The sequence below is a fragment of the Microcoleus sp. w2-18bC1 genome, from assembly GCF_036700365.1.
GTDB lineage: Bacteria > Cyanobacteriota > Cyanobacteriia > Cyanobacteriales > Microcoleaceae > Microcoleus.
Map to the genome: position 1 here is coordinate 65,489 of NZ_JAUBOS010000014.1, position 13,546 is coordinate 79,034.

A 13,546-nucleotide genomic window follows, 5' to 3' on the forward strand; every position below is an offset into this window, starting at 1 on the left:
GAAGGAAGAAGGAAGAAGGAAGAAGGAAGAAGGAAGAAGGAAGAAGGAAGAAGGAAGAAGGAAGAAGGAAGAAGGAAGAAGGAATATGAATTCCCTCTTCCCCCCTCCCCATTAGCAATGACTAATGACTAATGACTAATGACTAATGACTACTGACTAATGACTACTGACTACTGACTACTAATTATTCTTTTACTCGCACGTCGATGACGCTGGCGTTGAAAATGTACTTGTTACCTTCAAGCTCTAGCGTGGTGCCAATTTTGACTTTCGTATTACCTAAAACCGGGCCATTTTCAGTAAGTTGACCTTTTCCCTCTAAGGTAAACATCATATTTTTGCTGAAAGCTTCTTCTTCTCTTGGATCGGGGAGAGCTTTCAGAGTGCCGTTGGGCTGAGGAACTGCTAGGGTTCTGGTGAGAGTTTTGACAGATTTGATGGTAATCTGACCGGAGGGTTGATTGCGGATCACCACATTGATTTTATCACCTGTTTTGAACAAATCTTGAACGTTTGTTCCTTTGAGACCGATCGCAATTGCATCAATTTCTACAGGTTTGACACTGGTGCCGACTTGGGCGACGGAACCGCCAGAAGTGCCGGGAAAGAAAAAGATTCCGATTGCAACTAGCAGTACGATCAGAGCCGCACCTACGTCTAGAATGCTGAGTTTGCCGAACAGTCGGCCTTGAGAATCCAAAATTTTCATAATCGCCTATTATACTGATAGCGACAGGAGTATGTTTACAAGCTCAGGACTTACCCAGACATCGATGAAAAACAGATGCTGCTATTGCTGAGCTACCGCTGGCAATGACATACTTTATTGATGCGTAAGTCATGAAGCTAAAAGATATTACCACAACGATCGCCCAAAATCCGCATGACTGGGGCACTTAACCCAGAAGGGAGTTGACAGCGGTTGGTTGGCCTTGGCTCGATCGCCCATAAGCTGGTGGCGCCGTTAAAAATTGACAAAAAGCTAGAATAGCAACTAAGCAGCCTCAAATTACGTCTGCCTATTTAGTGACTTTTCGAGTTTTTCCTACAATTTTATCTAACTTCTGGCACCTATCACTCATGTTAAAAAGTTTTTGGTTGACTTGCCGGCATACTTGTGGCCGGGGGATTTATCTGTTTCTGTCCCTGATTGTGGCTGCGGGTATCTGGGTGGTTTCCCCGGAACCCACTCAAGCATTTTCTTTGCCTGAACTAATTTTTCGCGGCATTCAAGTTATTCAATTGTCGAATATGTCCGATCGCCAAGAGGTGACTATTGGCAGACAAATTAATCAGCAGTTAACGAACAGCGAGTTTAAGATTGACCGCGATCGGGACACTACAGAATATATCAACCGCATCGGTCAACGACTCGCTCAAGAAAGCACTCGCCCCGATATTCCTTATACTTTTCAAGTCATTGACGACGACACGATTAATGCTTTTGCAACTATGGGCGGTTTTGTTTATGTGAATAAAGGCTTGATGACAGCGGCGGACAATGAGGCAGAATTGGCAAGTGTGATCGCCCACGAAATCGCTCACATTAATGCTCGCCACGCGATTAAACAAATGCGTCAAATGGCGATCGCTTCAGGTGTAGCTTCGGCCACTGGGCTCGATCGATCTCAGGCGGTTCAGATTGGCGTGGAATTGGCTTTGCGCCGTCCCCACAGTCGCCAAGCTGAGTATGAAGCGGATCAGTTGGGATTGCAAACTATGGGGCGAGCGGGCTACGCTCAATCTGGGATGGTTGATTTTATGAAAAAGTTGCTCAACAAGCCTTCTCCTCCGAGCATTTTGAGCACTCACCCGGCAACTGGCGATCGCATTGCTGCTATTTCGCAGGCTATAGATCCAGATCTTGCTAGCGGTGAAGGTTTAGATAATGAGGATTACAGGCTAGAGATCCGCAGACTTTTAGGTTCGTAGCAAAGGTAAATCTATCAGGCACTCTCTTCTTTTAGACCTCTTGCAGAAATAGCTGGGACGGGCAAGATGCCCATCCCACAAAAAGTTTTTTCTATTGTGGGATGGGCATTTTGCCCGTCCGAAACTTTGCTTAAAAGGACTTTTGCAAGAAGTATTTTCTCTTCTCTTCCCTTCTCTTTTCTTACTTCGCGATCTTCGCGTCTTCGCGGTTCGTTAAAAAATAAATCCAGTTACTAGGGTAAGTCAGCAGCAAATTAATTTCGATTTAATAGATCGGACTTAAGCTGACATACCCTACAACTAAAACTTGATTTAACACTCCTGTGGAACAACAGAATCGATCGCAGGTTCCGGGGGTGCAATCGGCTGCGGCTTCAATTGCCGAACAACTTCGTCAAACGGCAAAATTCGGACTTGATGGTTAAATACATTTACTTGATAAACTCTGCGGTAGCTGAGATCAAATCCTGTCAGCCAGCCGCTTTTGGGATGATAAGCACCCGTGTCAATATCCAACCACCCTTCGCCCCTGACTAATTCGCCTGGTCTAACCCCATGAAAGGTAAAGGTAATCGTGTGACCGGTGATAATTAATTTATTGGGAAAATAGGGTTTCGACATGGTGTGAAATTCCCTGCGAATCCAACACAGTTGTTCGATCGACTGTTCATCGATCGACAGATGGGGGTCAACGCCCGCGTGAACCAGCCAGATGTCCCCTAAGTCCCGGTACGTAGGGAGCGATCGCAGCCACTCTAAGTGTTTGTACGGCATCATCCCTGTATCTCTGTAGCTTGCTACTGTCGCATCGCCGCCACTGTAGAGCCAAGATTGCCACGCTCGCATATCCATCGGCGTCCCCGACAAAGCCTCCAGCATCAGTTGTTCGTGGTTGCCCAACAGAGTTTGGTAGGGGCTTTGCTGCACAAAATCTAATACCTGAGCGCTTTTGGGGCCACGATCGATTAAGTCTCCTAAAAAATAGACGCGATCGTCCAAGCCGGGGGCAAGTGCCTCTAGCAGGGTCATTAAGCCGTCGTAATGCCCGTGTACGTCCCCGATAACAATGCGCCGGTGCTCCATTGTGTTTATCCGCTTCCCTGACTCAAAAGCCCCATCTCTAGCTTATAGCATCTGATTTTGCTGTTATTTGCCTGCCCTCTTTTACGGGGGAGGGGTGTCACCCATTATACTGCTTTTTATAAAGATTCTGTAAAGCTCACCAGTAGCTGTTTGCGTAGCTACTGATAGAAACACAGGCAAGCTGCTAATTCTGCTTCTGCAACTGCTGTTACTGAGGCAAAGCTTTGAGTTATTTCACTCTTTAGGGTGCATCAGCGATTAGCCGACGGATTAAGTCGAAAATAATCCTAGCTGACACACCGTAAAATACGATCGAGCCTTAACAATGGTCACTGAGTCAAAGCTTTGAGAAATGTCTGGAGTTCTGCCAAAAAACCTTTCTTTTTTAAGGGTTTGGCAGGTGTGGTGGAGTCAGGATCGGCGCTTGGGAGAGAACCGGCTAAAATCCGCTCTAAATCGTCTCCGACAGGTTTTTGGGCGGTTTCAGAAATTAGTTCGTATTCGTCGTTTGTTTCCAGCCACACTTGCCAGGATTGGGGGTAGCAGCGGAATAAAGCCGCAGTGTCTAGGGGTCTGATATAGTAGCAGGATTCAATTTTGCTGAGGAATCGATCGCGCAATTGGCGGCCCGCATAGCCTATACCTATGGTGGCAACATCTTCCAGGCGGGGGTTGAGTAGAATTACTGGGCGACCTGCCGCAGCTATATAAATTTTTTCGACTTGGGCAACTTCTACGGCTGCTGGATTGATCAAAAGGAAAAGTTGATCTTCCGGTGCTATTTTATCTTCAACAGGGGTGCGACTACTACCCAAATCAGTGACTTTAAACGGTGTTTCTCCCCAGTCGCGGCGCGCGAGGGCTGCCGCACCGGTGTCGGGAAAAAAGACTTTTACTCCGGGGTAGATTTCCTCAAATTCTGGGAGAAATTGTAAGGTGATAGACTGTGCTTGCAGGGCGATTTCTGGAAATACTAATTCGACTTGCAGTAGAGTTTTGCCGTCCGAGAGGGCAGCGGCGGTGGCAATGCGGGATTGGGCGATTGCCTCGTTGAGATCCTTGGGCAGTTCTGTCATTAATCTTATTGTTTTTACTCGACTTCTCTCTATCTAATTTTACCTGAGATATTGCACCATTCTCAATTACCTGTTCTTGAGCATGGTGCAAGATGTAAGTTTTACCGCCTCAAGCAACAAAAGCTAACACCGACACAGGCGAGCCAGAACCTCCCAAAAGGCGCAATATTCCGATAACTAAAGTGATGTCAGCCGCAGGTAACAAGTCGAGATTTGCCAGATTTTCCAGCACTATTCGCTGCTTTTCCAATACCAATCTGTTAACCGCAAAACTTTCATCTTGCCCGGTATCGACTCCGTGAGTGTCGGTTCCAACTCCCGCAATAGAGCGTTCTTCTAGCAAAAATTGAGTTGCTGCTTTGCTAAATCCGGGAAAGTGGCAAATTCCGCGATCGTCTCGGTTGAAAAATGCTCCCTGATTATCCCATTTTTCTTGCCAGCCAGTATACAATAAAACTAGATTTCCAGGTTCTATAAGTTTGTGCTGCCGTTCCCAATTTAATACATCGTCTATGGTTAAAGTGTAATCTGGATTGGCAAGACTTTGCTCTCGGATATTGATCGCAATTGCCGGCACAACGAGCGACTGCGGGGAATAATTATCAATGCTGGCGCCTCCTACATAAAAGCTGTTGGGTGCGTTGATGTGAGTGCCGCTGTGTTCTCCCATCGATAATTTTCGCAGGAAATACCCGTCTGTTTCTATTTGAGCTACTGTGGTAATTTCTGTCGCTGGATCTCCTGGCCAAATGGGAATATTTGGGTGAATTGCATGGGTTAAGTCTACAATTTTGCTGTAGGCGATAGTTTTTAAGTTATTTGACTTAAAGTTGTTTGTCATCAGGTTAAATATATCTATTATTTATTAAACACAGTTGAGTTTTTTACCTTCTGCGAACTCAATCTAAAATCTAAAATCTAAAATTCGATTAGTCGATCGAGCGTTGCTTCCATCACATCCTTGGTTTGCCCGGAAACAGTATACACCAAAGCTTCTCGATAAACTCTCCCGGCGGGGTGTAGCACACCGTTAGCAGCACCGCTAGAAACTGCAACCGCCGCGTGCCCGCAACGCACCGCTAAATCAATGGCTTGAGCTCGCAGCGCTAATTGTTCTGCTTTCGAGCTATGTTGAGATTGTGGGAAATTCTGTTTTAGCCGATCGAGCTTTTGCTCTAGTTTTTGGCAAGCCGTCGTTATAAAAGGTGAATTCTTAGCAGCCGCCGCTGCAGCAATTACATCCAATCCGGCTCGAATACAGCCAAAAGTACCCGGAACAAAATTCAGTATATTTTTGCTGTCGTTTTCCGAAATCCAGCCGACAGGTTTAACTGAAATTATTTCCGATTCATGCAGCCACCAATTATCGAGAGTTGCTGTCACAGTATTAGTCGAGTTCATAGCGATTAACTGCATGATGTCGCTACAAGCTATTTTACCGTATTCGCGTTCAATATTGGCAAAAGGTACTAAACCGAAAACAGCGCGTTTGTCAGGAAGTAACGCCGCTACAATAAACTTTTGAAACAAGCCAAAACCTGTTACCCAAGGAACTTTTCCTGACAGTAAATAGCCATCTTTTGTGGGAGTTGCGGTGACGGCCGGATTGCCCGATCGCCTCAAATGCGAAAACCCAATACCCAAGCGTAACTCTTTTTGGGCGATCGCGGGCAAGTATCTGCTTTTTAGCATTTCATTGTCGCTGTTGGCAATCATGGCAGTTGCGCTGTGGTGCTGAGTTTGCAGGAAAGACAAAGCGCCGGAATATCGAGCCGTCAATTCCTGATATTGGTAAAAAATCTCCGGTGCAATTTCCGCACCGCCCCATTTTTGGGGAACTCGCAATGCTAAGAGCGATCGATCTTCCAATCCCGCAACTGCTGTTTTCAGGGCTTCCGAGTCGCTGTCGATAATTTCCGCGTGGGGGGAAACGCACTTTTGTAGGTAAGTTTCTGTGCTGTTGAGAATATCTTGTGAATCCATTTTTTATAATTATTTTATAAGCTGTTCTACATTTAAATTGTCTGTTAAAAAACAATTCCCCGTCTTGTGGGGTGTCCCGCCCGCCCTGAATCTACAATTTTAATGCGCGACAGCTTAGTGATTTTTATTCAAATTATTGTGGCAAGCCTAAAAATCTTCCCCAAAACTAACTTATTTCCTCACATTTTTTACCATTCTCAAGAACAGGCAAGATGCCTGTTCCACAAAGAGTAAATTTATTGTGGGGTGGGCATCCTGCCCGCCCATAAAGGCTTATTGAGAATGGTGCAAAATCTCAGTTATTTCCACACTTTCCAAGGAGCCTTCCCTTCATCCCAAAGTTCGTTTAAATACTTGTACTCTCGAAAAGTATCCATCGCAAAGAAGAAGCCCTCATGACGGTAAGCCATCAACTGTCCGTCTGCAGCCAAACGCTGCATCGGCTCCTGTTCTAAAATACAATCATCTTCCCCCAAATACTCAAATACCCGGCGGTTAAATATCATATATCCAACACTAATCCAGCCGTCGATTTGAGGTTTCTCAGTAAATTGTACTACGCGGCTATCGCTGTCTACATCCAAAATCCCAAAGCGAGAAATCGGACGGAATGTGGTGACAGTAGCCAGCTTACCGTGAGACTTGTGGAAATCGACTAAAGCCTCAATATTGACATCAGCTACTCCATCGCCATATGTCACCATGAAATTCTCGCGATCGATATATTTTTCGATCCGTTTTACCCGCCCTCCTGTCATGCTTTCAGCGCCAGTTTCTGCCAGTGTCACCTTAAAATCTTGTTCGAGATGTTCCTCGTGATAAGTGATGGTATTTTGGCGTCCCAGACAGATAGTAAAGTCATTGTTCATGGCTTCATAATTAAGGAAATATTCTTTAATCATGTTGCCGCGATAGCCCAAGCACACAATAAAGTGTTGGAAACCGAAGTGTGCATAGATCTTCATGATGTGCCAAATAATCGGATGCCCCCCCACATCAACTAAGGGTTTGGGACGAAATTCTGTTTCTTCTCTGAGACGAGTACCGAGACCGCCTGCTAGGATAACTACTTGCATTTTTTCACATTTTTAAAGATAATAAATTAACTTATCATCAATCATCAAGATTTTTTTCAAAGAATTATTAACATTTTCTCATAGTGAGTGAAGCTTTGTAAACTGCAGAAATCACGAACTATTATAAATAATTGTAGGGTGCGCGCGACCCCAGCGTCTATTTGAATACTGCGCGCAATTTCTAACTAACCGTAGGGTGGGTACTGCGAACTGTATATTTGAATACAGCGCATTTTCTAACTTACTAAGAGTCGATTAAGAAATAGACAAAAAAACAGCAAGTACCTATACTAAATATAAGAAATAGATTCAAGAGCAATGAAAAATCAACTCGATCGCCTAAAAAAGTTTTTAGGTATCCTATGCGCGATCGCCTCAATAATTATATTATTCCCATCGGCTATACCTGGTGTTTACGCCACGGTTGTTGCACCGAAAATCTCAACCATACCACAAACTACCGTAGCTTTTGTACCCAACATACCGGGCGGCGGATTAGACTTTCACGAAGCAGCAGGAGGACACACTTTAGAGAGACACGTTGGTAAAACAGAAGCACAACTAGCACAGCGACTCGCAAGCGAAACTAGAATTTCTGCCGCATCTTCTTTTACTGATCGTTCCGTGGCCGAAGCCAGTATTGCGGAAGCAATGAACAGAAATCAAAGTGCGATCGACTCTTGGGTGAAAAGTCGAGGTAATCGTTATACGATCGACTACAATGCCAACAGAATAATTGGCATTACTCTGCGTCGCCGCGCATCCAAAGCAACTTCAACATCTCGCCTGAGAATCGTCCTCCAGCGCAGCGCCAAATTACCTCCCGGATACTTTATTCTCACAGCCTATCCCCAATGATCGATCAATTTCCTCATTTAACCCAATTTTTCAGTTCCTACTTTCACCAAGACTGGCTGTTAGAAGCTGACACTCCCAGCGATGTAGTGAATAACTACCGCAGTAGCGAACCGCGCCCAAGTGTTGAAGCTGCATCGCAAGAGCTCAGCAAACTGCTAGAAATGCCGATCGCCCCAGCGGATTTAGAAGCATTCATTCTCGATGAATTAGGGTGTTACTACGACCCACAATCCGAAAATAAAACAGTCAGAGAATGGTTGGAATCGGTGCAAAAATCTTTGAATAATCCCAGCTAAACTCTATATATTGGTAAGGACACGGCGCCGTGCCCATTGGTGTCAACTTAAGCTTTTCGTCCGCTAGTCCTCGCGCCTACCCGCTAGTCCGCCAGGGAATGAATTCCCTGTCTAATAGCCAAAGTCCTCTAAAAGAGGACTGAATAATTCATTAGTCCTCTTTTAGAGGACTTTAGCTTTGAGGCAGGGGTTTCAACCCCTGTCGGACTATCGGTTTAACGTGTTTGTTGACACCAATGGGCACTGCCGTGGCCCTACAATTTGTTCACAATTCAATAGGATAGCTAGCTCACTTGCTAACCGTCAATAAGTAGCCTTCGTGGACGTTGAAATTAGGGATAACATAAGCCAAGCTGCCGCTACCCACCGACAAACTTTCTTCTTTAACGGTGACAAGCTGTGGCACTGCTCCTTCTTGATTGTTGGGAATCTTTTCTAATTTTAGAGTGATTTTCTGACCCCTTTGAATACCTAGCTGCTCCAAATTGCCGAGGGTTAATGTTACCGTTGTTGCTGAGGAAAAATTGGGATCGAAATAACCTAAAAGTATCTGTGCTTTACCTTCAGGATTGGACTTGCTGGCTAAAGCGACAAGGCGATTGTTATTTGACCAACTCCGCACCCGCGAATTAACTCCGTCAGCATAAGCTTTGTAAGTCCACCAAGCGGCTCTTGGCTCAAAAGTATTAGGCGTGACCATCCCACTCAGGGTATTGTTGAAGCAATTGCTAACTTTATTTGGCCCTTTACTCTCCCAACAAGCTCTGCAAGCACCGTCAGCTTTCGCATACTCTAAATTATACAAATAACCTAATATTTCCCCCGGCTGGTACTGCGCTAAGTTCCCGACAATTTCGTTGACGTAAATTTTTTGCAATTTCAGTTCCTTGTAAGAGGGACTTTGCTGAAAATTGCGTTTAGCCTCAATTACGTGATCGTCAACAAATAAAATCATCGTGTCGTTAAGTTCGTGCCATGAGAGGAAATTAACTTCAAGTTTGTTAGCCTTGCAGTAATCCAAAAAAGCCGCGAGATATTCTTTGCTGTAGCGGCCGAGGCTTGGCCCGCCAATCATTGCTGACGGCCCCAATTCTTCCCGCAAGATTTTGTAAGCTCTTTTGTAAGTTTCAAAGAATTGTTCTCTGCTTCCGTTCCAAAATGGATCTTTCCAATCTGGTTCATTCCATACATCCCAAATAATTTTTTTGCCTTTATTTTGCTGGGCTAACTGTCGGATGAATGCTTCCCATGCAGGGTAGTTTTGATAGGGCCACCCATTGGGATTGCTACCGTAGCCCCACAAATCGCTGACTACTAACTGAAACTCGGCTCCGCTGGCGATTACTCGATCGTAAATATCGAGTCTCCCCGCCCGCCAAAGTTTGGGCTGCAAGGGTTTGATAGAACTATCCGGCGGTTTTGCGGTGTCGATTCCGTGCAGGATGCCGCTCATGGAAATTGTACCGGTGGCTGGCTGTCCAAAATCTACTGTAACGTTCGATCGCAGTTGGGCGATCGCTCTTGGCTGTCCCAAATAGGCTATTAACAGAACAGTGACAATAGCTAAACCAATTGGCAGCAGTTTACTAATACGTGGGAACTTGAATGTAAGTTGCATATTTTTTTGTAGTTGATGTTTGGTGGAATGGGCATCTAGCCCGTTCCTAATAAGGCTGCAAGAACTCAGTTTTAACGAACGTATGACAACACTTCAAAACCCTGTATTGATTCTATCACTTGTTGCCACGATCGGGAGTTAATCAGCTCGTTGGTATCGAACGGAACTCCTTTTTCCGCAGCAAAAATACCAAAATTTTTCACCCAATCAAAGATAGTTTCTGTGGTAAAATAAGGTGTGCAGGCCCAAGCAGATTGCAAATTATTCACCATCGCGGACATATCTCCCCGATCGTAAGCTTCCCAAGCTTTCCACACTAAATAATAGTATTTCAGCAGGCTATCCACTTGCTGTACCTGTTTTTTGAGTTTCGGACTAATAGATAAACTATCGCTCTCATCGTCACTTACAAATGCCTGCTCAATTATTTCTTCATATTCCCGAAGCATCCGTTCTTCTTTGAATAGTTCTTGGGCTCGCGCTTTGCACGATTGTCCTGCAAGCCTGCGCGCTTCGGGATTTTCTGCCCATATTTCGACCGTTTCTACCAACTCTTTTACTGTTCCTGCTGGATCGATTGTAGGATCGGGCAGTAGCTTTCCCGTGTCTCCCAATTCTTCGGGAATACCGCTGACGGCTGTGGCAATTACGGGCAATCCTTTCGCCATTGCTTCCATAATTGCTAGCGGCATTCCTTCTGCTTGGGAAGATAAAATAAAGATGTCGCTGGCGTCGAGCCAATCGGCAATATCCCAGCGCTGTCCTAAGAATTTCACCTGTTCTTCTACTCCTAATTGGCTCACAGTTGCTCTTAATTCAGGTTCCATATTGTCGTGAGTAGTAGACCCAGGCCCGGCCCAAACAAAGTAAATTTGCGACCAAATCGGACGATTTTTCAATTGGGCGATCGCCTGCAATTGATACTGATATCCTTTAATAGGAGTCAATCTCGCCGCCGTGAAACAAACGACAGCATTTTCGGGGATTCCTTGTTCTTGACGCAGGCGTTGGCGAGTTGAAAGATTCGGTGGCTCAAAATAACTATTTGGTCTGCCATAATAGATTACTTTGCCCCGTTCAAGACGTGCTTTAAATAGACTTTGGAACAAGTTTAAATTCTCGTGGGAAACTGCTACTGCTGCTTTGGCTACAATGTACTGGTAGGCAACTGCATCGAAATAGGGAATTTGATCGCCGCGATCGAAGGTCTCATAATTGCGATTGATATAACCCAGACTGATTATGTACGGTATATTTTGCTCGATCGCAACTTGTTTAGCTGCAAAGTTAGCCATCGGCCAGCCGTCACTAAATATAATTAAATCCGGTCGAGCTTGGGCGTAAATCTTTTGAGCATCATCTAAATTGTAAGCTATTCGCAAAAACTCTTTCATCGTGTCGAACTCTAGCCAAATATGTTCGATACCTAGCTGTTTTTGTTCGGTAATTAAAGGATTAGAAGCTTGACTTTGAACGCTGGTTACTCGGTAGCCATCAGCAGCTAATTTACACATCAGCGAGTGGTTAAACTGAGCCAAACCGCCGACTCCTGAGTCTTCTGTGTACAGGAGTACGTGCTTTGTCTGCTGCCGAGAAAGCGAACTGGCGGTCGATTGGAACTGATAAGGATTGTTTGCTGCGATCGCCACTATGTCTTGCCATTCCTGTAAATTGGTTAAGGCATAGGCATCAAAGTTGTAGGCGTACTGTTCCGAAACCCCCTTAAAAGTTTCCAACCAATTAAAAACAGTTTCAGTCCCTGTCAGATTAGTGTAATGCAGAGATTTTTCTAGACTTTCGACCATTTCTGGCAAATATCCGTCGCGGTACATCCGCCATGCTATCCATACGCAACACTTGTAACGTTCCGCGCGTTTCAAGTCGCGGATGTGCTGAGGTAAATCTGGCCGCGCAAAAAATTGCTCCATCAAAATTTCCGTATTTTTCATTAATATGGAGCCGTTGGACATGATATTGCTGTCGTGCTGACGATAGCAGGTTAATATCTCTTTTAACCAAACTGACTTGCAGCCTTTTAAAGCTAAACGTAGGACAAAATCTAAATCTTCAGTTGGCGGCAACCTATGATCGAAACCCCCCAAGCGTTCCCACCACTCTCGCCGCAGCATCATGGCACTGGGACGCACTGATTTGTAGAAAACAAAGGCTTCTAAATCTAATCTGGGTGCTTCTTCCCAAGGCTTGACTCCATAGATGCCTTCGTCGTTTTTGCCAACGATAACCCAACCTGTTTGCACCATATCTAATGTGGGGTCAGCGTCAAAGCAAGCTACTTGTTTTTCTAGTTTTTCAGGTAGGAAGAAGTCGTCAGCATCTAGAAAAGCTAAAAATTCCCCTTTTGCTAACTTACAAGCATGATTTCGAGCAATTGCTGTTCCTTGGTTATCTTGATAGATGTATTGAATTAAATCGAGGTAAGGTGATAAAAATTGGCGAGTGTTGTCAGTTGAACCGTCGTCTACGACGATAATTTCCCAGTTTTGATAAGTCTGGCTGAGAACACTCTCTACGGCTCTGACAATGTAGCGCTCGCAGTTGTAAGTCGGGATGATGACACTGACGCGCACTTTTTTGGGAGGAATGATACTAGCCATTAACTGTTTCCATTCTGGTAATTTTCTGAGAGAAATGGCATCGATATTGCAGCCGTAGGTTTTAGCAATTTCAGTGATGCGCTTTACCCAATCTGCTATAGTTGCTGTCAGGGAGTACGGGGTATAATCTAAAGATTTTTGCAAATACTCAGTCATTTCTGCCGGATAGCCGCTGTAGAAAAGTTGCCACGACATCCATGTTAGAATCTCATAAAAAGCCGGCTTTTCCAATTGACGAATGTCCTCTGGCAAGTCCGATCGGGCGAATAAATTTTGCTTTAATTTAATAGCAAGATTTGCTTGTTTCTGCGCTCTCTGGATGGACACATTTTGCCCGTGCTGGCGGTAGCATACTGTCACTTGAGGCAACCAAGCAGCTTCGCAGCCAGATAGGGCTAAACGCAAGATTAAGTCGGCATCATCTACTGAATCATACTGAGAATCAAAGCCACCGACTCGTTCCAGCCACTGCCGCGAAAACATCATGGCGCTGGGAAGTAGGGGCATATAAACAATCCAGGTTTTTAAGTCTAGCTGAGGCAAGTATTCCCAGGGTGTGACATCGAAAATACTTTCGCCTTGCTCTTTAACCATTCGCCAGCCACTATTAACAATTCCTAGTGATGGCTGAGCGTCAAATAACGCAACTTGTCCAGCTAACTTATCGGACAAGAAAAAGTCATCTTGATCTAAAAAAGCAATTAATTCACCTCTGGATTCTTGAATTCCTCGGTTTCTCGCGGCAGCTACTCCTTGGTTTTCCTGATAAACATAGCGAATTTTGTCAAAATAAGGCTGCAATGCTTGGCGGGTGTCGTCGGTTGAGCCGTCGTCTACGACGATAATTTCCCAGTTTTTATAGGTTTGGCTGATGACGCTTTCTACCGCTTGCGCGATGTAGCGAGATCCATTATATGCTGGGATAATTACACTTACTCGCGCTGTCGAATTTGAAATTGACATGAATTTTATCTGTGATAAGGAATGGTTCGGGGACGGATTCTGAAAC

11 protein-coding genes are annotated in these 13,546 nt (G+C 44.9%); 3 read left to right on the forward strand and 8 right to left on the reverse strand.

Features of this window, described 5'->3' with window-relative positions; genetic code table 11:
- Window positions 1–184 precede the first annotated feature (184 nt).
- Complete coding sequence (locus tag QT979_RS10970; RefSeq protein WP_333209260.1) at window positions 185–709, reverse strand: DUF4330 domain-containing protein; 525 nt, start codon at window positions 707–709, stop codon at window positions 185–187.
- Window positions 710–1,080: 371 nt separating this feature from the next.
- On the opposite strand from QT979_RS10970, the gene QT979_RS10975 reads away from it, so the two are divergent.
- On the forward strand, window positions 1,081–1,932 hold the full coding sequence (locus QT979_RS10975) for a M48 family metallopeptidase (protein WP_333309827.1): 852 nt from the start codon (window positions 1,081–1,083) through the stop codon (window positions 1,930–1,932).
- Between the two features lie 312 nt (window positions 1,933–2,244).
- Here the strand turns inward: QT979_RS10975 and QT979_RS10980 are convergent, their stop codons facing one another.
- From QT979_RS10980 to rfbF, 5 genes are all read right to left on the reverse strand, one after another.
- The gene (locus tag QT979_RS10980) at window positions 2,245–3,015 is read right to left on the reverse strand and encodes a metallophosphoesterase family protein (protein WP_333209263.1); all 771 of its coding nucleotides are present in this window, start codon (window positions 3,013–3,015) and stop codon (window positions 2,245–2,247) included.
- Window positions 3,016–3,344: 329 nt separating this feature from the next.
- Window positions 3,345–4,091 (reverse strand): DUF1995 family protein, encoded by a 747-nt coding sequence (locus QT979_RS10985; protein WP_333209265.1) that lies wholly within the window; start codon window positions 4,089–4,091, stop codon window positions 3,345–3,347.
- Between the two features lie 109 nt (window positions 4,092–4,200).
- Window positions 4,201–4,932 (reverse strand): cyclase family protein, encoded by a 732-nt coding sequence (locus QT979_RS10990; RefSeq protein WP_333209266.1) that lies wholly within the window; start codon window positions 4,930–4,932, stop codon window positions 4,201–4,203.
- A gap of 77 nt (window positions 4,933–5,009) precedes the next feature.
- Window positions 5,010–6,074, reverse strand: coding sequence for an acyl-CoA dehydrogenase family protein (locus QT979_RS10995; RefSeq protein ID WP_333309831.1), 1,065 nt, complete (start codon window positions 6,072–6,074; stop codon window positions 5,010–5,012).
- Between the two features lie 299 nt (window positions 6,075–6,373).
- The gene (gene rfbF / locus QT979_RS11000; RefSeq protein WP_333309834.1) at window positions 6,374–7,150 is read right to left on the reverse strand and encodes a glucose-1-phosphate cytidylyltransferase; all 777 of its coding nucleotides are present in this window, start codon (window positions 7,148–7,150) and stop codon (window positions 6,374–6,376) included.
- Between the two features lie 318 nt (window positions 7,151–7,468).
- Here rfbF and QT979_RS11005 point away from each other — a divergent pair, with 318 nt between their 5' ends.
- Both QT979_RS11005 and QT979_RS11010 read left to right on the forward strand, forming a co-directional pair.
- Window positions 7,469–8,008, forward strand: coding sequence for an RNase A-like domain-containing protein (locus QT979_RS11005; protein ID WP_333309836.1), 540 nt, complete (start codon window positions 7,469–7,471; stop codon window positions 8,006–8,008).
- Window positions 8,005–8,304, forward strand: a complete 300-nt coding sequence (locus tag QT979_RS11010; protein WP_333309839.1) for a contact-dependent growth inhibition system immunity protein — start codon at window positions 8,005–8,007, stop codon at window positions 8,302–8,304. Before QT979_RS11005 ends, QT979_RS11010 begins: the two co-directional genes overlap by 4 nt.
- Window positions 8,305–8,593: 289 nt before the next feature.
- Here QT979_RS11010 and QT979_RS11015 read toward each other — a convergent pair whose 3' ends face one another.
- Complete coding sequence (locus QT979_RS11015; protein ID WP_333309841.1) at window positions 8,594–9,922, reverse strand: GH39 family glycosyl hydrolase; 1,329 nt, start codon at window positions 9,920–9,922, stop codon at window positions 8,594–8,596.
- Window positions 9,923–9,993: 71 nt separating this feature from the next.
- Entirely contained in the window at window positions 9,994–13,500 is a 3,507-nt protein-coding gene (locus QT979_RS11020) for a glycosyltransferase (RefSeq protein WP_333309844.1), read from the reverse strand.
- Window positions 13,501–13,546 lie beyond the last annotated feature (46 nt).

Bases quoted from the DNA above. Each gene is read 5' to 3' on its own strand.
- QT979_RS10970 (WP_333209260.1), bottom strand. From the start codon at position 709: ATGAAAATTTTGGATTCTCAAGGCCGACTGTTCGGCAAACTCAGCATT.
- QT979_RS11020 (WP_333309844.1), bottom strand. From the start codon at position 13,500: ATGTCAATTTCAAATTCGACAGCGCGAGTAAGTGTAATTATCCCAGCA.
- QT979_RS11015 (WP_333309841.1), bottom strand. From the start codon at position 9,922: ATGCAACTTACATTCAAGTTCCCACGTATTAGTAAACTGCTGCCAATT.
- QT979_RS10990 (WP_333209266.1), bottom strand. From the start codon at position 4,932: ATGACAAACAACTTTAAGTCAAATAACTTAAAAACTATCGCCTACAGC.
- QT979_RS11005 (WP_333309836.1), top strand. From the start codon at position 7,469: ATGAAAAATCAACTCGATCGCCTAAAAAAGTTTTTAGGTATCCTATGC.
- QT979_RS10975 (WP_333309827.1), top strand. From the start codon at position 1,081: ATGTTAAAAAGTTTTTGGTTGACTTGCCGGCATACTTGTGGCCGGGGG.
- QT979_RS10980 (WP_333209263.1), bottom strand. From the start codon at position 3,015: ATGGAGCACCGGCGCATTGTTATCGGGGACGTACACGGGCATTACGAC.
- QT979_RS10985 (WP_333209265.1), bottom strand. From the start codon at position 4,091: ATGACAGAACTGCCCAAGGATCTCAACGAGGCAATCGCCCAATCCCGC.
- QT979_RS11010 (WP_333309839.1), top strand. From the start codon at position 8,005: ATGATCGATCAATTTCCTCATTTAACCCAATTTTTCAGTTCCTACTTT.
- rfbF (WP_333309834.1), bottom strand. From the start codon at position 7,150: ATGCAAGTAGTTATCCTAGCAGGCGGTCTCGGTACTCGTCTCAGAGAA.
- QT979_RS10995 (WP_333309831.1), bottom strand. From the start codon at position 6,074: ATGGATTCACAAGATATTCTCAACAGCACAGAAACTTACCTACAAAAG.